The 17496-nt window shown below is 60.9% G+C and carries 18 protein-coding genes; 6 read left to right on the top strand and 12 right to left on the bottom strand.

Going from position 1 to position 17496, the window contains the following annotated elements; all coding sequences use genetic code 11:
- Genes cimA through cysS form a run of 6 tightly spaced genes read right to left on the bottom strand, consistent with a single transcriptional unit; the run spans position 1 to position 5426 of the window.
- The gene (gene cimA, locus FHX09_RS11520) at positions 1 to 1617 is read right to left on the bottom strand and encodes a citramalate synthase (RefSeq protein WP_184449989.1); all 1617 of its coding nucleotides are present in this window, start codon (positions 1615 to 1617) and stop codon (positions 1 to 3) included.
- Positions 1618 to 1647: 30 nt separating this feature from the next.
- Complete coding sequence (gene pip, locus FHX09_RS11515; RefSeq protein ID WP_132591771.1) at positions 1648 to 2607, bottom strand: prolyl aminopeptidase; 960 nt, start codon at positions 2605 to 2607, stop codon at positions 1648 to 1650.
- Positions 2604 to 3080 (bottom strand): GFA family protein, encoded by a 477-nt coding sequence (locus FHX09_RS11510; RefSeq protein WP_007800878.1) that lies wholly within the window; start codon positions 3078 to 3080, stop codon positions 2604 to 2606. The genes pip and FHX09_RS11510 overlap by 4 nt, the downstream gene beginning before the upstream one ends.
- Positions 3077 to 3565, bottom strand: a complete 489-nt coding sequence (locus FHX09_RS11505; RefSeq protein ID WP_132591773.1) for a GFA family protein — start codon at positions 3563 to 3565, stop codon at positions 3077 to 3079. Before FHX09_RS11505 ends, FHX09_RS11510 begins: the two co-directional genes overlap by 4 nt.
- Positions 3562 to 4038, bottom strand: a complete 477-nt coding sequence (locus tag FHX09_RS11500) for a GFA family protein (protein WP_007800882.1) — start codon at positions 4036 to 4038, stop codon at positions 3562 to 3564. Before FHX09_RS11500 ends, FHX09_RS11505 begins: the two co-directional genes overlap by 4 nt.
- Complete coding sequence (gene cysS / locus FHX09_RS11495; RefSeq protein ID WP_184449988.1) at positions 4035 to 5426, bottom strand: cysteine--tRNA ligase; 1392 nt, start codon at positions 5424 to 5426, stop codon at positions 4035 to 4037. Before cysS ends, FHX09_RS11500 begins: the two co-directional genes overlap by 4 nt.
- 357 nt (positions 5427 to 5783) lie before the next feature.
- Between cysS and FHX09_RS11490 the strand changes: the two genes are divergently transcribed.
- A complete protein-coding gene (locus FHX09_RS11490) occupies positions 5784 to 6533 on the top strand; it encodes a GH25 family lysozyme (protein ID WP_132591777.1) in 750 nt (249 codons plus the stop codon).
- A gap of 10 nt (positions 6534 to 6543) precedes the next feature.
- Here the strand turns inward: FHX09_RS11490 and FHX09_RS11485 are convergent, their stop codons facing one another.
- The 4 genes from FHX09_RS11485 to radA form a co-directional block, all read right to left on the bottom strand.
- Positions 6544 to 7284, bottom strand: a complete 741-nt coding sequence (locus FHX09_RS11485; protein WP_007800889.1) for an SDR family NAD(P)-dependent oxidoreductase — start codon at positions 7282 to 7284, stop codon at positions 6544 to 6546.
- A gap of 78 nt (positions 7285 to 7362) precedes the next feature.
- Positions 7363 to 8853: an amidophosphoribosyltransferase gene (gene purF, locus FHX09_RS11480; RefSeq protein ID WP_007800891.1), complete on the bottom strand. Its 1491-nt coding sequence runs from the start codon at positions 8851 to 8853 to the stop codon at positions 7363 to 7365.
- 170 nt (positions 8854 to 9023) lie between these two features.
- Entirely contained in the window at positions 9024 to 9650 is a 627-nt protein-coding gene (locus tag FHX09_RS11475; RefSeq protein WP_132591779.1) for a CvpA family protein, read from the bottom strand.
- A 93-nt stretch (positions 9651 to 9743) separates the two neighbouring features.
- The gene (radA, locus tag FHX09_RS11470; protein WP_007800895.1) at positions 9744 to 11147 is read right to left on the bottom strand and encodes a DNA repair protein RadA; all 1404 of its coding nucleotides are present in this window, start codon (positions 11145 to 11147) and stop codon (positions 9744 to 9746) included.
- A 150-nt stretch (positions 11148 to 11297) separates the two neighbouring features.
- On the opposite strand from radA, the gene FHX09_RS11465 reads away from it, so the two are divergent.
- Positions 11298 to 11933: a LysE family translocator gene (locus tag FHX09_RS11465; RefSeq protein WP_132591781.1), complete on the top strand. Its 636-nt coding sequence runs from the start codon at positions 11298 to 11300 to the stop codon at positions 11931 to 11933.
- A 4-nt stretch (positions 11934 to 11937) separates the two neighbouring features.
- Here FHX09_RS11465 and alr read toward each other — a convergent pair whose 3' ends face one another.
- The gene (alr, locus tag FHX09_RS11460) at positions 11938 to 13104 is read right to left on the bottom strand and encodes an alanine racemase (RefSeq protein ID WP_184449986.1); all 1167 of its coding nucleotides are present in this window, start codon (positions 13102 to 13104) and stop codon (positions 11938 to 11940) included.
- Positions 13105 to 13284: 180 nt separating this feature from the next.
- Between alr and FHX09_RS11455 the strand changes: the two genes are divergently transcribed.
- From FHX09_RS11455 to FHX09_RS11445, 3 genes are all read left to right on the top strand, one after another.
- Positions 13285 to 14106, top strand: a complete 822-nt coding sequence (locus FHX09_RS11455) for an AraC family transcriptional regulator (protein ID WP_132591841.1) — start codon at positions 13285 to 13287, stop codon at positions 14104 to 14106.
- Between the two features lie 70 nt (positions 14107 to 14176).
- Positions 14177 to 14881: an AzlC family ABC transporter permease gene (locus tag FHX09_RS11450; RefSeq protein WP_132591785.1), complete on the top strand. Its 705-nt coding sequence runs from the start codon at positions 14177 to 14179 to the stop codon at positions 14879 to 14881.
- On the top strand, positions 14878 to 15180 hold the full coding sequence (locus FHX09_RS11445) for an AzlD domain-containing protein (RefSeq protein ID WP_007800906.1): 303 nt from the start codon (positions 14878 to 14880) through the stop codon (positions 15178 to 15180). Before FHX09_RS11450 ends, FHX09_RS11445 begins: the two co-directional genes overlap by 4 nt.
- A 31-nt stretch (positions 15181 to 15211) precedes the next feature.
- Here the strand turns inward: FHX09_RS11445 and FHX09_RS11440 are convergent, their stop codons facing one another.
- Positions 15212 to 16708, bottom strand: coding sequence for a replicative DNA helicase (locus tag FHX09_RS11440; RefSeq protein WP_007800907.1), 1497 nt, complete (start codon positions 16706 to 16708; stop codon positions 15212 to 15214).
- 341 nt (positions 16709 to 17049) lie between these two features.
- Here FHX09_RS11440 and FHX09_RS11435 point away from each other — a divergent pair, with 341 nt between their 5' ends.
- The gene (locus tag FHX09_RS11435; protein ID WP_007800909.1) at positions 17050 to 17493 is read left to right on the top strand and encodes a MarR family transcriptional regulator; all 444 of its coding nucleotides are present in this window, start codon (positions 17050 to 17052) and stop codon (positions 17491 to 17493) included.
- Positions 17494 to 17496: the final 3 nt, after the last annotated feature.

Here is a 17496-nt window from a genome sequence, read left to right as displayed (position 1 = left end):
CTACTCGGCGGCCATCTTGCCGGCCAGTTGTCGGTTCTTCATGAGCTTGTAGATCACCGACTCCATCAGCGCCTGGAACGACGCATCGATGATGTTCTCAGACACGCCGACCGTCCACCAGCGAACGCCGTCACTATCGGTAGATTCGATGAGAACGCGGGTGATCGCCTCGGTACCGCCGTTGAGGATACGGACCTTGAAGTCGGCCAGCACCAGATCGTCGATCTCGTGCTGGTATTTGCCGAAGTCCTTGCGCAGTGCGAGGTCGAGCGCATTGACCGGACCGTCGCCTTCTGCCACCGACATGATCGTCTGCCCGTCGATGACGACCTTCACCACCGCTTCCGAGACGATCTTAACTCGCCCGTGGGAATCGAAGCGGCGCTCGACCATCACGCGGAACCCCTCGATCGAGAAAAATTCCGGGATGGTTCCGAGGGTCCGCCGAGCAAGCAGCTCGAAGCTCGCATCGGCGCCCTCATAGGCATAGCCCGATGCCTCGCGCTCCTTGACCAGCGCGATCAGGCGGTCGAGCTTCGGATCGTCCTTGCCGACCTCGATGCCGCGCCGCTTCAGTGCGTTAATGAAGTTCGCCTTGCCCCCCTGGTCAGAGACCATGACCTTGCGGAAATTACCGACGCTTTCAGGCGTCACATGCTCATAAGTGCGCGGATCCTTGAGCAAAGCCGAAGCATGAATGCCAGCCTTTGTCGCAAAGGCAGACGCGCCGACATAAGGCATCTGATGATCGGGCGAGCGGTTCAACAGCTCGTCGAAAGCGTGCGAGAGTCGTGTGAGATTCAACAATCGCTCGGTGTCGATCGAGGTTTCGAACCGGGATGAATACGCTTCCTTCAGCGCCAGCGTTGGGATTAGGGTCACGAGGTTGGCATTGCCGCAGCGCTCGCCGATGCCGTTCAGCGTGCCCTGAATCTGTCGCACACCCGCTTCCACGGCGGCAAGCGAATTGGCGACCGCCTGACCGGTGTCGTTGTGCGCGTGGATGCCAAGACAGTGACCGGGAACGCCCGCCGCAATAACCGCTTGGACGATGGTCCGGATTTCCGGCGGCTGCGTACCGCCATTGGTATCGCAGAGCACGACCCAGCGTGCGCCGGACTCATAGGCGATCTTGGCGCAGGCGATAGCATAGGCGGGGTTTGCCTTGTAGCCGTCGAAGAAATGTTCGCAGTCGACCAATGCCTCCTTGCCGGCGGCGACGGCGGCCTTGACGCTCTCAGCGATGCTTTCGAGGTTTTCCTCGTTCGTGCAACCGAGCGCCACCTTCACATGGTAGTCCCAGCTCTTGGCGACAAAACAGATCGCGTCACTCTTGGCCTGCAGCAGGCTTGCCAGGCCCGGGTCGTTCGAGGCCGAAACACCGGCTCGTTTCGTCATCCCGAAGGCGACGAAGCGAGCTTGTGTCGTGCGCTTCTCGGCGAAAAAGGCAGTATCCGTCGGATTGGCGCCGGGATAGCCGCCTTCGACATAATCAAGTCCGAACTCATCAAGCATGGTCGCGATCGCAATCTTGTCCTCGACGGAGAAGTCGATGCCGGGCGTCTGCTGCCCGTCGCGGAGCGTCGTGTCGAAGAGGTAGATCTTTTCGCGTGTCATGATGGTGGTCCTGTCGGCCTTGTGGGCTCGTTATTGCTTTCCGGCGAACTTGTCTGTGGCGCGGATCAGCTTGTCGAGGATGCCGGGCTCCGAAAACGCATGCCCCGCGCCTTCGATCAGATGGAACTCCGCCGTTGGCCATGCCTTGTGCAGCAGCCAGGCATACTTTGCCGGGCAGGGCATGTCGTAACGGCCATGCACGATGACGCCGGGAATGTCCTTCAGCTTATGGGCATCATGCAGCAGCTGGCCTTCGTCCATCCAGCCGGCATTGACGAAGAAGTGGTTCTCGATGCGGGCGAAAGCATAGGCGAAGTCGGCCTCCTCGAACTTGCCGCTGGTCGACTTTTCCGGCAGCAGCGTGATCGTTTCGCCTTCCCAGATGCTCCAGGCTTGGGCCGCTTGAAGGGCAACGGCCCGGTCCGACCCGGTCAGTCGGCGATTGTAGGCCAGCATCATCTCATGGCGTTCTTCCGGTGGGATCGGCGCGATGAAGCACTCCCATTTGTCGGGGAACATCTCCGACACGCCGAACTGATAATACCAGTCGAGCTCGGCTCTGGTGAGCGTATAGATGCCGCGCACAACCAGCTCGGAAACGCGCTCCGGGTGCTTCTCGGCATAGGCGAGCGCCAGCGTCGAACCCCATGAGCCACCGAACACCTGCCATTTCTCGACGCCTGCCATCTCGCGCAGCCGTTCGATGTCGGCGACGAGGTGCCAGGTCGTGTTGGCATTGAGGTCTGCGTGTGGCGTGGACTTGCCGCAGCCACGCTGGTCGAACAGCAGCACATCGTAGAGTGCGGGATCGAACAAGCGGCGGTGGCTCGGCGAAAAGCCGCCGCCGGGACCGCCGTGCAGGAACACTGCCGGTTTTGCACCCGGTGTGCCCGAACGCTCCCAATAGATCTTGTGGCCGTCACCGACGTCGAGGTGGCCCGACGCATAGGGTTCGATCTCGGGATAGAGGGTACGGAGCACTTCAGTCATATTTTGACGCCTTCGGCTGGCCAGGTTGCAGTATCGTGATCGGGATGCTGGAAGGAGATGATCGCCTCCTGCCGCGCGTAATAATCGGGGTCCGTGTGAACAGGTTGATCGAAGATCGTCTCGACCCACGGAATGCGTGCGTCGTAATTGACCTGGATTTGCGGTGCCAGATCGCTGCGATCGTCGAAGGTGCCGATCGCCAACTCCAACCCGCCGGGGTGTCGATAGGTCATGGGCGTGCCGCAGTTCTTGCAAAAGCCGCGATCGATATTGACGGAAGACTGGAAATAGCTGGGCTCGCCGCGCGTCCACTCCATGCCTTCGTCAGGTGCGGTGACGAGAGCGGAGAAGAAGCCGCCGAACTGCTTTTGGCACATGCGGCAATGGCAGATCGAAGGGCGGCCAAGTTTGCCGCTGATGCGGAATCTGACTGCGCCGCACTGGCAACCGCCGGCTCGAATGGGTTCGCTCATGCTGACGCTCCGGTTGGCCAATGGGCTGTGTCGTGGTCGGGGTGCTGATGATTGCTCGCGTCAATCGCGTTTTCGCGCTCGGGTGTTTCTGGTTCCGGCTCGACGGGCAGGGCATCGAGTTTGTGAAACCAGCTCATCTTGCGTCCGGTGTTCGATTGCATCACCGGCTTGACGCTATCGGGATCGTCCAATGAACCGAGCACGATGTTGATGAAGTCCGCACCTGGAACATCGTAGAAAAGCGGTGTCCCGCAGTCCGCGCAAAAGCCGCGGCGCACGATATCGGAAGAGTGAAACCATTTGGGCTCGCCGCGCGTCAGTGCGAAATCCGTTCGCTTCGCCGCGGCCAGCGGCATGAAATAGTTCCCGGCGGCCTTCTGGCACATGCGGCAATGGCAGAGGTGCGGATAACCGAGTTCGCCGACGGCCCGGTAACGAACCGCACCGCATTGGCAACCTCCACTCAGAGCCACAGCTGGTGTCATGGATTTCTCTCCTCGGGCCACGTCGTCGTGTCATGGTCCGGATGCTGGTAGGAGACGATGTCGAGCACGAAGGGGGCCGCCTCGGCATCCTCTTCGGTCTCGCGCGCGGGCAACTCATGCAGGTGGTCAACGAAGCCGATCTTGCCTTCGGTGCCAAACTGGATGACTGGCGGAAGGGCGGACGGATCATCGAAGGCGCCTGCTGCGACCGCCATGCCATCCGGCGCCTCGTAAGTCAGCGGCGTGCCGCAATCGGCGCAGAAGCCGCGCTCGACCACGTTGGACGAACGAAAGCGCTTGCGCTTGCCGCGCGTCCATTCGAACTCGGCGCCACGCACGGAGACCAGCGGTGCGTAATAGGCACCGAACGCCTTCTGACACATGCGGCAATGACAGATGGACGAATCCTTCAACATTCCGCGAACGCGGAAGCGGATCGCCCCGCACTGGCAGCCGCCGGTATAGGTGCTCATCTCTTCACCTCCCACTTGGTCACTCGTTCGCCGGTGGCCGGATCCTTGCCGTCCTTGAGCTGGACGCCTTCGGCAAGCAGCGTGTCGCGGATCTTGTCGGCCTCGGCGAAGTTCTTCGCCTTAAGCAATTCGAGCCGCGCCTTCACGCGCCGGTCGATTTCGATGGCGACCGCTTCGTCGATCTCGGCCTTCTCAGGCAGAACGCCGAGCAAAGCCGCGCTGGCGGCGAATGTCGCGTGATCGCCGGACTGGGCAAGCGCATGCAACGCCTGGATGGCTGCCACCGTGTTGACGTCGTCGGCCAAGGCGCTGAGGACAGCAGCGTCGGGCTGCGCGCCCGCAGCGTCTGCTGCCGGCCATTTGGCGAGCACCCGTTCGGCCTCCTCCAGCCGCTTGACCGAAAAATCGATCGGCTCGCGGTAGTGGGTCATCAGCATGGCAAGACGCAGGACTTCGCCGGGCCACTGCCGGCCGCCGAACTTCTCGGTGTGCAGCAACTCGTAGATAGTGACGAAATTGCCTTCCGACTTCGACATCTTTCGGCCCTCGACCTGCAGAAAGCCGTTGTGCATCCAGACGTTCGCCATGACCTTGGTGCCGTGGGCGCAACGCGATTGGGCGATCTCGTTCTCATGGTGGGGGAAGATCAGGTCGAGACCGCCGCCGTGAATGTCGAAGACCTCGCCGAGGTAGCGCTCGCTCATGGCCGAGCACTCGATATGCCATCCCGGACGACCGCGCCCCCAGGGGCTCTCCCAGCCGGGCTCGCTCTCGCTCGAAAGCTTCCACAGCACGAAGTCGCCGGGGTTTTTCTTGTGCGCCTCGACCGCGACGCGGGCGCCGGCCTGCTGTTCCTCGAGGTTGCGCCTGGAAAGCGCGCCGTAATCTGCCATGGATTTCGTGTTGAACAGCACTTCGCCGGCCGCCTGATAGGCGTGACCCTTGGCAATCAGCTTCTCGATGATCTCGATCATCTGGGCGATGTTGTCGGTCGCCCGCGGCTGGATCGTCGGATCAAGGCAGCCGAGGGCCTTGGCGTCTTGGAGATATTGCGTCTCGGTTCTTTCGGTGACCAGCCGGATCGCCTCGTTCAGCGGCAAACCGGGGTGGTCGCGCAGAGCCCGCGCATTGATCTTGTCGTCGACGTCGGTGATGTTGCGCGCGTAGGTGACATGTTCGGCGCCATAGACATGGTTCAGCAGCCGAAACAGCACGTCGAAGACGATAGCGGGACGCGCGTTGCCGATATGGGCGTAGTCATAAACAGTCGGGCCGCAGACATACATGCGGACGTTTAGCGGATCGATCGGCGCAAACGCCGTCTTTTCGCGCGACAGCGTGTTGTAAAGCTTTAGTTCCGGCTTCTTAGTGTCTGGCGCGCCGGCCATGTCTACTCTCCCAAAATGCAATGATCCGAAAAATACTTCCACCGGCGGGCCGGGGCGTTTCTCATCTTGGGTCTTTGGGAGACGAAAACGGCCAGGCCAGCGAGCGCGCTAGCGAATAATCTTCCGGCAGATAATGCAGGTAACCGTTTTCATGGCGGGTTTTATGGCGCGGGAACGGGGATTGGTCAAGGGGGATGAGAAGCGGTCGGCGCCAGCCGGAGCAATCGATCCAGTGAATCGATTGCAGCGACGAACATCTAGCTGGTTTGAGCGGATGATCTGAGATTCGTTCGCCATTCTCGCGGCGTAAATCTGATCTAGCCAATTACGAACATGTTGAAAAACCGGGAGGAATATGTGCGCAAGGCGGTATACACGACAATCGGAGCGACAGCAATTTTCTTGGTCGCATCCGCTGCATACTTCGCCTACGATTTCGGAATGGCTCGCTTCAACAATCCATCCCTCAGCCACTATCCGCTCCAAGGGATAGACGTTAGTCACCACCAAGGCGATATCGATTGGAAGACGGTCGCGGCGCAACCGAGCGTCCGCTTTGCGATAATGAAGGCGACCGAAGGCGGCGATCACCGAGATGCCAAGTTCGCCACGAACTGGCAACTCGCGAAAGATGCGGGCTTGGTACGCGGCGCATACCATTTTTTCACCTTCTGCCGCCCAGGCAAGGATCAGGCACAGAATGTCTTGGCAACCGTCCCAAAGGAGCAGGGAACGTTGCCGATCGCCGTAGATCTCGAGTTTGTCGGCAATTGCAGCAAAGTCCCGACGGTGGAGGAAATGGCATCGGAGGTGAACGCATTCTTCGCTGAACTAAAAAGCACCTTTCCGGAGAAGCCGATATTCTACGTCACCCAAGAGTTTTTTGATCGATACCTCAAAGGCAACGAGTCGCGGTTCCCCGAACACTACCTGTGGCTCCGAAGCGTATTCAAAGAGCCACACCAGAACGATTGCCGTGACTGGTCGATCTGGCAATTCGCCGACAACGGCACGCTGGATGGCATTCAAGGCCCGGTCGATCTCAATGCGCTGTGCCCATCGGAAACTGGTTTCTCACACCTGTTCCCGGCTGTCGCGGCCAATTGAGTAAACGCGCCTATTCCGGCAGGCGGTAGTCGACCAGCTTGTTTTCGCGAACGATGAAGAGCTTGCCGGTCTCGGTCACGTCGGGACCGACCAGCGGCAGGATCGCCTTGGCGACCTCGGAAGGATGCGGCAACGTCTCGGGATCTTCGCCCGGAACGGCCTGCGCGCGCATGGCGGTGCGGGTGGCGCCTGGATCAACGCTAGTGATACGGAGTGGCGTGCGCTGCGTTTCACCTGCCCAGGTGCGGGCCAGCGCTTCGACAGCTGCCTTGGAGGCGGAGTAGGGACCCCAGAACGGGCGACACTTGTGCGCGGCACCGGATGAGAGAATGACGGCGCGGCCGGCATCCGAGCGCGACAGCAGCGGGTCGACCGAACGGATCAGCCGCCACGTCGCGGTCACGTTGATGTTCATCACCTTCTCGAAGGTCTTCGCCTCGATATGCCCGATCGGCGAGATCACGCCGAGCACGCCCGCATTGGCGACGAGGATGTCGAGCTTGCCCCAGCGCTCGAAGATCGAGGCGCCGAGCGCATCGATAGCGTTCATGTCGGCAAGATCGAAAGGAACCAGTGTCGCGGAACCGCCAGCCGCCTTGATTGCATCATCGAGGTCCTCGAGACCGCCGACCGTGCGGGCGCAGGCAATTACGTGCGCACCGGCCTTTGCCAGTTCAATTGCCGTGAAATAGCCGATGCCGCGGGATGCGCCGGTGACGAGTGCGATCTTGCCTTCAAGGTTGATAGTCATTGTGCCCCGGTCCTGCATCGCTGAAAAATTAAGGGGCGCAATAAGCGCCCCCTAGTCAAATGTCAAAGCCAATGGCAGTCAGCCATTGGTCGCGAGCAGGGAAACCTTGCGGCCCATCGTTTCGCCGTCCTTGTCGAGAAGGCGCGTCGGATAGTCGCCGGTGAAGTAGTGGTCGGTAAACTGCGGGCGGGCGTCATTACGGTCCTCACCGCCGACGGCGCGATAAAGGCCGTTGATCGACAGGAACTCCAGGGAGTCAGCCCCGATATATTTGCACATGGCCTCGAGGCTGTCGTACTGGTTGGCCAGCAGCTTCTCGCGATCCGGCGTGTCGATGCCGTAGAAGTCAGGATAGTAAATCATCGGGCTTGCGACGCGCAGATGCACTTCCTTGGCGCCGGCATCGCGGATCATCTGCACGATCTTCAGCGAGGTGGTGCCGCGTACAACCGAATCGTCGACGAGCACGACGCGCTTGCCCTCGATCATCGCACGGTTGGCGGAGTGCTTCAGCTTGACGCCGAAGGCGCGGATTTGCTGCGTCGGCTCGATGAAGGTGCGGCCGACATAATGGTTGCGGATGATGCCGTATTCGAACGGAATACCGCTTTCCTGAGCGTAGCCGAGCGCTGCCGGCGTGCCGCCATCCGGTACGGGAACGACGACATCAGCCTCAACAGGCGCTTCCTTTGCGAGGTTGATGCCCATGTTCTTGCGCGCGACATAGACGCTGCGACCACCGACGACCGAGTCCGGACGGGCAAAGTAGACATATTCGAACAGGCAGAGGCGCTCCGGCTGGCCGTTGCCCGCCTTGCGGGCGTCGATCGAGATCGAGCCGTCCGGCTGGATTTCGCAGATGATGACTTCGCCGTTCTCGACATCGCGGACGAACTTGGCGCCGATGATATCGAGCGCGCAGGTCTCCGAGCAGAAGATCGGCTTGCCGTCGAGTTCGCCCATGACGAGGGGACGGATACCGGTGGGATCGCGCGCCGCGATCAGCTTCGTGCGCGTGATGGCGAGCATCGAATAGCCGCCTTCCATCTGGCGGATCGCGTCGATGAAACGGTCGGCCGTGGAGCTGTAGCGCGAGCGGGCGATGAGGTGGAGAACCACTTCCGTATCCGAGGTGGACTGACAGATAGCGCCACCGGCAATCAGCTGGCGGCGAAGCGTCAGGCCATTCGTGAAGTTGCCGTTATGAGCAATGGCGATGCCGCCGACTTCGAGTTCCGCAAAGAGCGGCTGCACGTTGCGGAGCGCCACTTCGCCCGTTGTCGAATATCGGTTGTGGCCGATCGAGATGTTGCCGGGCAGGCGGGCGAGGGTAGTCGGGTCAGTGTAGTGGTCGCCGACCAGGCCCATATGCCGTTCGGAGTGGAAGCGCAGCCCATCGAAGGAGACGATACCGGCCGCTTCCTGCCCGCGATGCTGGAGGGCATGCAGGCCGAGCGCCGTCAACGTTGACGCATCGTCATGGCCAAGAATGCCGAAGACGCCGCATTCTTCGTGGAGCGTGTCTCCATCGAATTCGTCATTGAACGTCAAGGAATGAGACTGGTTCATCGATGCGGGCCTTTGCTCTCACAAGAATGGATCGGCTTCCATAGCATGACGCCGTTATCATGCGTTTTAAACGGCTGAGGCCCGGCAGAGCGGATGCCCGGCCGGACCTTTATTCACGTTCCGCTCAAATGGCAATTGCCAGGTGGCGGGTCAAGCTGTTGAACACTGCGTCAATTCGACGGCTGCTGTGCACCATTCGCAGGAGCGGGCGCTACGTCTTCGGCTGGCGCCTGATCGGATGCCGGCGCGTTGCCGCTCTCAGTATTGCCGCCCTGCGGCTGAATTTTGTCCATCACGCTCGCCCGCACCATCTGCGCGAATTCTGCCGGCAGTACGGACTGCAACTTCACGACCATCGAGTCCAGGAACGGCTTCGACTTGGCGTTGTTCACCCAGGCCGGGCGGTGATCCGCGTCCACGAGCCAGTTCCAGAAAGCGACGGCGACGACGAGAAGAAGTATGCCCCTAGCCGCGCCGAAGAGAAAGCCCAAAGTGCGGTCGAGAGCGCCGATCCGGCTGTCGATGATGAAGTCCGCGATCTTCATGGTAATGAACGAGATCACGATCAGCGCAATCAGGAACACCACCGCGGCCGAGCCGACGATCGCAATGCGGTCGTCATCCGTGTACCTCTTCGCGTAGGGGACCAGGTAGGGGTAGAAATAGTATGCGGCGGCCGCAGAGCCGCCCCAGCTTGCGATCGAAAGAACTTCGCGGGAGAAGCCGCGCACCATTGCAAGTACGGCGGAGAAAAGAACGACGCCGATGACAATACCGTCGAAAATCGTAATGGGCATATAAATTCAACTCCAGGACCGCCGTTTATATACGGCTTGGTCGCGCCTCATTGCGTGCTTCCTATAACATCACCGATGCTGGCGATGAAAGGATCAAACCTCTTCTTCCACACGTCGCAGTGCGCCTTTCGACCCAGCAATACGTGCAACCAGGTCCGGCAGGCTCTCGATCTCGCTCCAGCGACTGCCCGAACCCTTCGGCAGGTCGGCTGACGCCGAGGGAAGCAACGCGGCAGAAAAGCCCAGCTTCTCGGCTTCTTTGAGGCGCTGGGACGTATGTGAAACCGGCCGGACGGCGCCCGACAGGCTGACTTCGCCGAAATAGACACAATTGGCCGGCAGGGCAATACCGGCCAGCGACGAAACCAGGGCCGAGGCGACGGCGAGGTCGGCGGCCGGTTCGGAGATGCGATAGCCGCCAGCGATGTTCAGATAAACGTCGTGCTGGCCGAGCCGGACGCCGCAATGAGCCTCGAGTACGGCAAGGATCATCGACAGGCGTGCGGAGTCCCAGCCGACCACGGCGCGGCGAGGGGTCCCGAGCGACGTCGGGGCAACGAGCGCCTGCACTTCGACCAGGATGGGGCGGGTGCCTTCCATGCCGGCGAAGACGGCAGCTCCCGGCGATTTTTCGTTACGCTCGCCGAGGAAGAGCTCAGACGGATTGGCGACCTCGCGCAGCCCCTTGTCTGACATTTCAAAGACGCCGATCTCGTCCGTCGGTCCGAAGCGGTTCTTGACGGTGCGCAGGATGCGATAGTGATGGCCGCGATCGCCTTCGAAATAGAGCACCGCATCGACCATGTGCTCGACGACACGCGGACCGGCGATCTGGCCGTCCTTGGTGACATGGCCGACGAGAACCATGGCCGCGCCGGTCTGCTTGGCGAAGCGGATCATCGACTGAACGCCGGTGCGCACCTGCGTCACGGTTCCAGGCGCGGATTCGGCCAGTTCGCTCCAGAGCGTCTGGATGGAATCGATGATCACAAGATCGGGCCGCTTGCCTTCCGCCACCGTTGCCAGAATGTCCTCGACATTGGTTTCGGCAGCCAGCAGGACATCAGTGTCCGCTGCCTGCAGGCGTTGCGCCCGCAGCCTTACCTGGGCCACCGCCTCTTCGCCCGAAACGTAGATGATCCGATGGCCGCGACGCGAAAGCGCTGCCGCGCCCTGCATCAGCAGCGTCGACTTGCCGATACCAGGATCGCCACCGATCAGCACCGCCGAACCGCGCACGAAGCCGCCGCCGAGTGCCCGGTCGAGTTCCGAAATGCCGGTGTGGATACGCGGAGCTTCCTCGATCTCGCCAGAGAGTGCCGTCAGTGCCACTGGGCGGCCTTTCTTCGGCGTCTTTGCCGGTCCACCGCCGATGCCGCCCATGGGGTCTTCTTCGACGATGGTATTCCACTCGCCGCAGCTATCGCACTTGCCCGCCCAGCGGTTATGGACCGCACCGCAGCTCTGGCAGATGAATTGTGTCCTGGCCTTCGCCATCAATTATGCTTTCGGTTGGATGCCGCCAGCGCGTCACATCGAATCAGTTTGATTGCTCAAATAATCATTCGTGGCACCGATCAAAACTAATGATTTCCCTATCAGGGGCGACGGTGGCACTTGTTCTCCACTGTCTTGGAGGCCACGACGATGCTGGACTATTCGCTCGCGCACTGGATCGCGTTCTTGACCGCGGCGGTCCTGCTCAACCTGTCGCCGGGTCCCGACATGGCTTTCATTCTCGGCCACACCCTCAAAAGCGGGACGAAGACCGGCTTTGCCGCGCTGTTCGGCATCTGGACCGGCGCCTGCCTGCATGTGGGGATGGCAGCATTCGGTCTATCTGCGATTCTCGCCGCCTCCGCACTGGCCTTTTCGGTGGTCAAGTGGGTCGGTGCGATCTACCTCATCTGGCTCGGCATTCAGGCATTGCGCTCGAAATCCGAGGGCGGCCTGGTCAGTGCGGCGAAGGACGTCCTGCCCTGGAACCATGTCTACAGGCAGGGCATCCTCGTTTCGCTGCTGAACCCGAAGGTCGCGATCTTCTTCCTCGCCTTCCTACCGCAATTTGTGGTCGCGGGCGCCGGACCGACCTGGCTACAGCTGGCGGTCCATGGCCTATTCATCATTGCGGTTGCAGCCTTCATCGAGCCGCCGCTCATCCTTGCGGGAGGACGGCTTGCCGATCTCGTCAAGCGTAAGAGAAGCATCGGCCTCTGGCTCGATCGCGGCCTTGGCGCGCTACTGGTGGCGCTCGGCGTGCGGTTGGCCCTGACGACGCGGTAGGTCCTTAGTCTTCCTCGTACAGGTAGCGTCGCTCGTGCCGAAGGCCGATGCTGGTCAGGATCTCGTAGCCGATCGTACCTGCCGACCTCGCCACGTCGTCGACGAGCACGTTCTTTCCGAACAGTTCGACGTAATCGCCTGCGAGCACTGCATTTTCCGGAAGATCCGTGACATCGAAAATCGTCAGATCCATGGTGATGCGGCCGGCAACCGGAACCTTTCGCCCGGCCAGAAAACCCTGGCCTGCCTGCGGCACGACCTGGCGCAGAGGCACGCCGCCGCTCGACTGGCTTCGCAGGTACCCATCGGCGTATCCGGCCGACACCACGGCGAGCCTGCTGTCACGTGTCAATCGCATGGCGCGGCCGTAGCCGACGGTGTCGCCCGCCTTGGCCCTACGAACCTGAATGATCCGCGCCTCGGCGGTCACGACCGGCCGCATCGGGTTCGCCACGCCGTTGACGGCTTCGCCGCCATAGACCGAGATGCCGGGACGCGTGAGATCGAAGTGATAGTCACTGCCGAGGAAGATGCCACCCGATGCCGCTAGGCTTGACTCGATACCTTCATAGGCTGCGCTAACCCGCCGGAACGATTCAAGCTGTTGCTTGTTCATCTCCGAGGAATGGTCGTCGCTGCAGGCGAGATGGCTCATGACGAGCACCGGCGCAAAACTTGCCGGGCGCGAAACGTCGTCGGCAAGCGCGATCGCCTCGTCCATGGAAAGGCCCAGCCTGTTGAAGCCTGTATCGACATTGAGGGCGCAGGGGTAGTCGCCGTATTCGGCGAGCACCGCCATCCAGAAGGCGAGTTGTTCTTCCGACGAGATCACCGGCACGAGGTCGTTTTCGAAGAGCCGTCGCTCTGTGCCGGGCCAGACGCCCGCGAGCACGAAAATGCGAGCGTCGGGCGCGTAGGGCCGCAGCGTCACGCCTTCATCGACGGTGGCGACGAAGAAATCACGCGCGCCGGCCATAAAGAGCGCTTCGCCAGCGTCTTCGATGCCAGTGCCGTAGGCGTCAGCCTTCACGACAGCCGCGGCCCGAGCCTTGCCGGAGCGTCGCGCCATGTCCTTCCAGTTTTCCGTCAGTGCCGTCAGGTCGACGGTCAGGCGCAGGCCAGCGCAGTCGAATGGGTCTTCATCTTCGAAACTATCAACAAAATCAGTCATGGTGCTTCACAAAAGTAGGGAGAGTGCTTGTCGCGTGGTAGTCTAGAGATCAATAAGGCAAAGTGAAAGCAAGCCGAGGAGATATCGATCTTGCGATCACTTTTGTTCAAGACGCAGGGGTCGCGCGTGAAGTAGTCTGGTTTGATGGAGAATGTATCGCAGAAAGAGGCGGCCGAGGCGATGCCGCTTGCAGGTCTCGAACGGGCGTGTTTCTGGCGCGACCGCCGATTCCGCAACATGGAATGCCTGAGCGCGAGCTTCCTGACGCACGAATATGCGCCTCATGCCCACGACACCTTCTCGATCGGCGCCATCGAAAGTGGCACGCAGATCGCAACGATGAAGGGTGTTCGCGAGGAGACCGGCGCGGGCGATCTCTATCTCATCGACCCCGGCGTCGTGCATGACGGCGTTCCCGGCGGCGAGGGGTATCGCTACCGGATGATCTATCCCGATACCAAGCTCTTCGTCGATATTCTCGAAGACGTGACCGGCAAGGCTTTCAACGCCACGCCGTCCTTCCCGAAGGAGCTTCTCAATGATCCCGAGATGGCCGCCGCTTTCCATACCGCCCATCGCGTGCTGGAGAGCGGTGCCGGAGCGCTGGAATCAGAAGAGGGCATGTTTCGCGTGCTCGCGGCAATCTTCCAACGCTACGGCAGCACGATTGTCGTGCCGGTGGATACCAAGGAGCGCACCGCAGTCGGCCGCGCTCGCGACTATCTGACCGAAAATTTCGACAGCGATATCGGGCTTGACGAATTGGCCGAGGTCGCAGGCTTGAGCCGCGCGCATCTCATCCGGGCGTTCCGCCGCGAATACCACATCACCCCGCATGCCTTTCTGACCGACAAGCGTGTGCGCGAGGCGCGCAAGCTATTGCGGTCAGGACAGGCGCCAGCCGATGTGGCAATCCAGTGCGGCTTCGCCGACCAGGCGCACTTCACCCGCCACTTCAAGGCACGCACCGGCGTCACGCCGGGACAGTATCGCGCGGGCTGATCACTTTCGTTCAAGACGGTCACTGCGCAGCAGCTTAACACCTCCGACCTTAGCAGTTCTGGAGGTTCCAATGCTTACTCAAAGGCGATCGATCGGCGACTTTTTGGCCGGAGCGCGGGCAATCCTTCCGCTCATCGTCGCCGTCATTCCAATTGGTCTCGTCTTCGGTGCGGTTTCGGCCACGAAAGGTCTGTCTCCTCTCGAAGCGACCCTGATGAGCGCGCTCGTCTTTGCCGGTGGCTCACAGTTTGTCGCCATGGATATCTGGACGCACCCCGCAAGCTGGGCGGGCGTCGGCTTTGCCGCGCTGCTCGTCAATATCCGCCACGTCCTGATGAGCGCGTCCCTCGGCACGAAGATGCAGGCCTTCTCGGGCTTGCGAAAATATGCCGCCATGCTGTTCCTGGCTGATGAGATATGGGCGATTGCGGAATTCCGCGCAGGCGTGGCGCGGCTGACACCTTCATGGTTCGCCGGCATCGCCATGCCGTTCTATGTGGCCTGGGTCGGCTCCACGCTGATTGGCGCCTCTCTCGGCGCGTTTCTAGGCGATCCCGCTGCCATAGGGCTCGACTTCGCCTTTCCCGCAGTCTTTGTCGTGCTGGCGATGGGGTTCTGGAAGGGCCGTGAGACGGGTTCGGTATTGGCTGCGAGCGCTCTGGCCGCCGTCCTGGTTCACCAGGTCGTACCGGGTGTCTGGTACATCGCAGCCGGCGCGCTCGCCGGGCTTGCCGCGGCACTGTTGACAGGCAAGGCAAAGGCGGTGACGGCATGACCCTGGAGATACACACGCTTCTTGCGATTCTCGCCATGGCGGCTGCAACGGTGCTGACCCGCATGAGCGGCCTGCTTCTCATTCGCCATGTCGAAATGACCGAGCAGACCCGAACGGCCATCGAGGCGATACCGCCGGCGGTTCTAATGGCAGTAATTGCGCCCACCGCCTTTGCGACAGGCTGGGCCGAGACGGCTGCCTGCCTGGTTACAGCCCTCGCAGCGCGCCGGCTGCCGATGCTGGCAAGCGTTGCCGTTGGCGTGGCAACCGTTGCCATTTTGCGAGCCGTCGGCTTGTAGGCCGGGCAGCGTGCTGACGAGAAGGATCTCGTCAGTGCTCCTCGTATTGGATGAAGGAGGGATCGGCGAGATCTGCGAAACGCGTGAATTCCGACTGGAAGGCGAGCTTCACCGTGCCGGTCGGTCCATGGCGCTGCTTGGCGATGATAACGTCAGCCGTGCCCTTTACCTTGTCGAACAGCGCTTCCCATTCGGCATATTTCGGATCGTTAGGATCGCGAGGCTCGAGATTCTTGACGTAGTATTCCTCACGGAACACGAAGAGTACGACGTCGGCGTCCTGCTCGATCGAGCCCGATTCACGAAGGTCGGAGAGCTGCGGGCGCTTGTCGTCTCGGCTTTCGACCTGACGCGAGAGCTGGGAGAGGGCAATGATCGGAACGTTCAGTTCCTTGCCGAGCGCCTTCAGGCCGGTCGTGATCTGGGTGATTTCCTGCACGCGATTTTCGCCTGACTTGCCCGAGCCGGTCATCAGCTGGATGTAGTCGACCACCAGGCAATCGAGGCCGCGCTGGCGCTTCAGGCGGCGGGCGCGCGCCGAAAGCTGTGCGATCGAGATACCACCGGTCTGGTCGATGTAGAGCGGCACCTTCTGCATCATCATCGAGCAGGCGACCAGCTTTTCGAAGTCGGCATCGTTGATGTCGCCGCGGCGGATCTTCGAGGAAGAGACTTCCGTCTGCTCGGAGATGATACGCGTGGCGAGCTGTTCGGACGACATTTCGAGCGAGTAGAAGCCGACGACGCCGCCTTGCTTCGCCTTCATGCTGCCGTCCGGCTGCACTTCGCCCTCGTAGGCGGCGGCAATGTTGTAGGCGATGTTTGTGGCGAGCGAGGTCTTGCCCATGCCCGGACGACCGGCGAGCACGATCAAGTCAGAGCGCTGCAGGCCGCCCATCTTGCCGTCCAGTGAATGGATCCCGGTGGAGATGCCGGAAAGCCCCCCATCACGTTCCTTGGCGACTGCCGCCATGTCGATCGCAAGTGCTACCGCGTCGTTGAATGACTGAAAGCCACCGTCGTAACGGCCGTTCTCAGCGAGTTCGAACAAACGGCGCTCGGTGTCCTCGATCTGTGTCTGCGGCGGCATGTCGAGCGGCGCGTCGTAAGCGATATTGACGACATCTTCACCGATGGTGATTAGCGCGCGGCGAAGCGCCAGATCATAGATGGCGCGGCCGTAGTCTTCTGCATTGATGATGGTGACCGCTTCGCGGGCGAGACGGGCGAGGTATTCGGAGACCGTCATGTCGCCGACCTTTTCCTCGGCCTTGAGGAACGTCTTGATCGTCACCGGATTGGCGATCTTGCCCATGCGGATGATGTCGCCCGCGACTTCGAAGATCTTGCGGTGCAGCGGTTCGTAGAGATGGATCGGCTTCAGGAAGTCCGACACCCGATAATAGGCGTCGTTGTTCATCAGGATCGCGCCGAGAAGCGCCTGTTCGGCTTCGATATTGTTGGGGGCTTCCCGGTAGTGCTGCTCCGCTGGAGCAACGGCGGCAATCTTTCGAGCGACGTCGTTCATCTTGATCCGTTCTGTCTTCTTCAGCTTCGGGTGTGGCGCGCGCAAGCGGCAAAATCAAGCGCGGAAGCGAGAAGGCTCCTGTGCCGCCGTCGATACGGGAAGGCTTTGCCCGTTGTTCGACTTCTCCACAGTCGCACTTGCGGTCAGTGCAAAAATACCGAAAGTGTCACCTGCAGAACACGGCCAGAAACGACTCACTTCCATCGCGGCTTGCGTGGTAGTCTAAGCCTGTCGGGGGAGACTTGCATCCAAACAGAGGCCGTCGGCTCTTGAAAAAGATCGGAAAACAATATAGATAGCAACAATATAATTAGTGCGCTAACAAAATAGGACTGAAATATATGGGAAATCCCGTTCTCGGGCGTGAGCTTATCGAAGACCTTGCCGCTTTCAATCGTAAGCTAAGGGCCGTCTTCGACAAGATAGTGCGGGAGCGCAACATGACGCTGCCGCGCGCCCGTGTCTTCTTCACGCTTAATAAAAAGGACGGAATCAACCAGCGTGAACTTGCCGAACGGCTGGAGCTGGAGACGCCAACGCTCGTCAGGATTCTCGATGCCATGGAAGGGCAGGGTTTCGTCCAGCGGCGCGTGGCCGGCTCCGATCGCCGTGCCAAGGAAATCTACATCACCGAGACCGGCAAGGTCGTGGCCGGCGAAATCGATGACATTGCCGTAAAAGTGCGGGCGCAGGTTATCGCCGGTATTCCCGAAAATGATCTGAAGACTACTTTGGAAGTGATCCGGGCCATGCAAGCCAACCTGCAGGGCATTCGCGGAATTTGAGGT

It is taken from the genome of Rhizobium sp. BK538 (genome assembly GCF_014197575.1).
Classification (GTDB): domain Bacteria; phylum Pseudomonadota; class Alphaproteobacteria; order Rhizobiales; family Rhizobiaceae; genus Rhizobium.
The sequence above is the reverse complement of the archived record's forward strand: the minus strand, read 5'-3'. Positions and strand labels throughout refer to the sequence as shown.

Excerpts from the sequence above, each read along its gene's own strand:
- cimA (WP_184449989.1), bottom strand. The coding sequence starts at position 1,617 with ATGACACGCGAAAAGATCTACCTCTTCGACACGACGCTCCGCGACGGG.
- pip (WP_132591771.1), bottom strand. The coding sequence starts at position 2,607 with ATGACTGAAGTGCTCCGTACCCTCTATCCCGAGATCGAACCCTATGCG.
- FHX09_RS11510 (WP_007800878.1), bottom strand. The coding sequence starts at position 3,080 with ATGAGCGAACCCATTCGAGCCGGCGGTTGCCAGTGCGGCGCAGTCAGA.
- FHX09_RS11505 (WP_132591773.1), bottom strand. The coding sequence starts at position 3,565 with ATGACACCAGCTGTGGCTCTGAGTGGAGGTTGCCAATGCGGTGCGGTT.
- FHX09_RS11500 (WP_007800882.1), bottom strand. The coding sequence starts at position 4,038 with ATGAGCACCTATACCGGCGGCTGCCAGTGCGGGGCGATCCGCTTCCGC.
- cysS (WP_184449988.1), bottom strand. The coding sequence starts at position 5,426 with ATGGCCGGCGCGCCAGACACTAAGAAGCCGGAACTAAAGCTTTACAAC.
- FHX09_RS11485 (WP_007800889.1), bottom strand. The coding sequence starts at position 7,284 with ATGACTATCAACCTTGAAGGCAAGATCGCACTCGTCACCGGCGCATCC.
- purF (WP_007800891.1), bottom strand. The coding sequence starts at position 8,853 with ATGAACCAGTCTCATTCCTTGACGTTCAATGACGAATTCGATGGAGAC.
- FHX09_RS11475 (WP_132591779.1), bottom strand. The coding sequence starts at position 9,650 with ATGCCCATTACGATTTTCGACGGTATTGTCATCGGCGTCGTTCTTTTC.
- radA (WP_007800895.1), bottom strand. The coding sequence starts at position 11,147 with ATGGCGAAGGCCAGGACACAATTCATCTGCCAGAGCTGCGGTGCGGTC.
- FHX09_RS11465 (WP_132591781.1), top strand. The coding sequence starts at position 11,298 with ATGCTGGACTATTCGCTCGCGCACTGGATCGCGTTCTTGACCGCGGCG.
- alr (WP_184449986.1), bottom strand. The coding sequence starts at position 13,104 with ATGACTGATTTTGTTGATAGTTTCGAAGATGAAGACCCATTCGACTGC.
- FHX09_RS11455 (WP_132591841.1), top strand. The coding sequence starts at position 13,285 with ATGCCGCTTGCAGGTCTCGAACGGGCGTGTTTCTGGCGCGACCGCCGA.
- FHX09_RS11450 (WP_132591785.1), top strand. The coding sequence starts at position 14,177 with ATGCTTACTCAAAGGCGATCGATCGGCGACTTTTTGGCCGGAGCGCGG.
- FHX09_RS11445 (WP_007800906.1), top strand. The coding sequence starts at position 14,878 with ATGACCCTGGAGATACACACGCTTCTTGCGATTCTCGCCATGGCGGCT.
- FHX09_RS11440 (WP_007800907.1), bottom strand. The coding sequence starts at position 16,708 with ATGAACGACGTCGCTCGAAAGATTGCCGCCGTTGCTCCAGCGGAGCAG.
- FHX09_RS11435 (WP_007800909.1), top strand. The coding sequence starts at position 17,050 with ATGGGAAATCCCGTTCTCGGGCGTGAGCTTATCGAAGACCTTGCCGCT.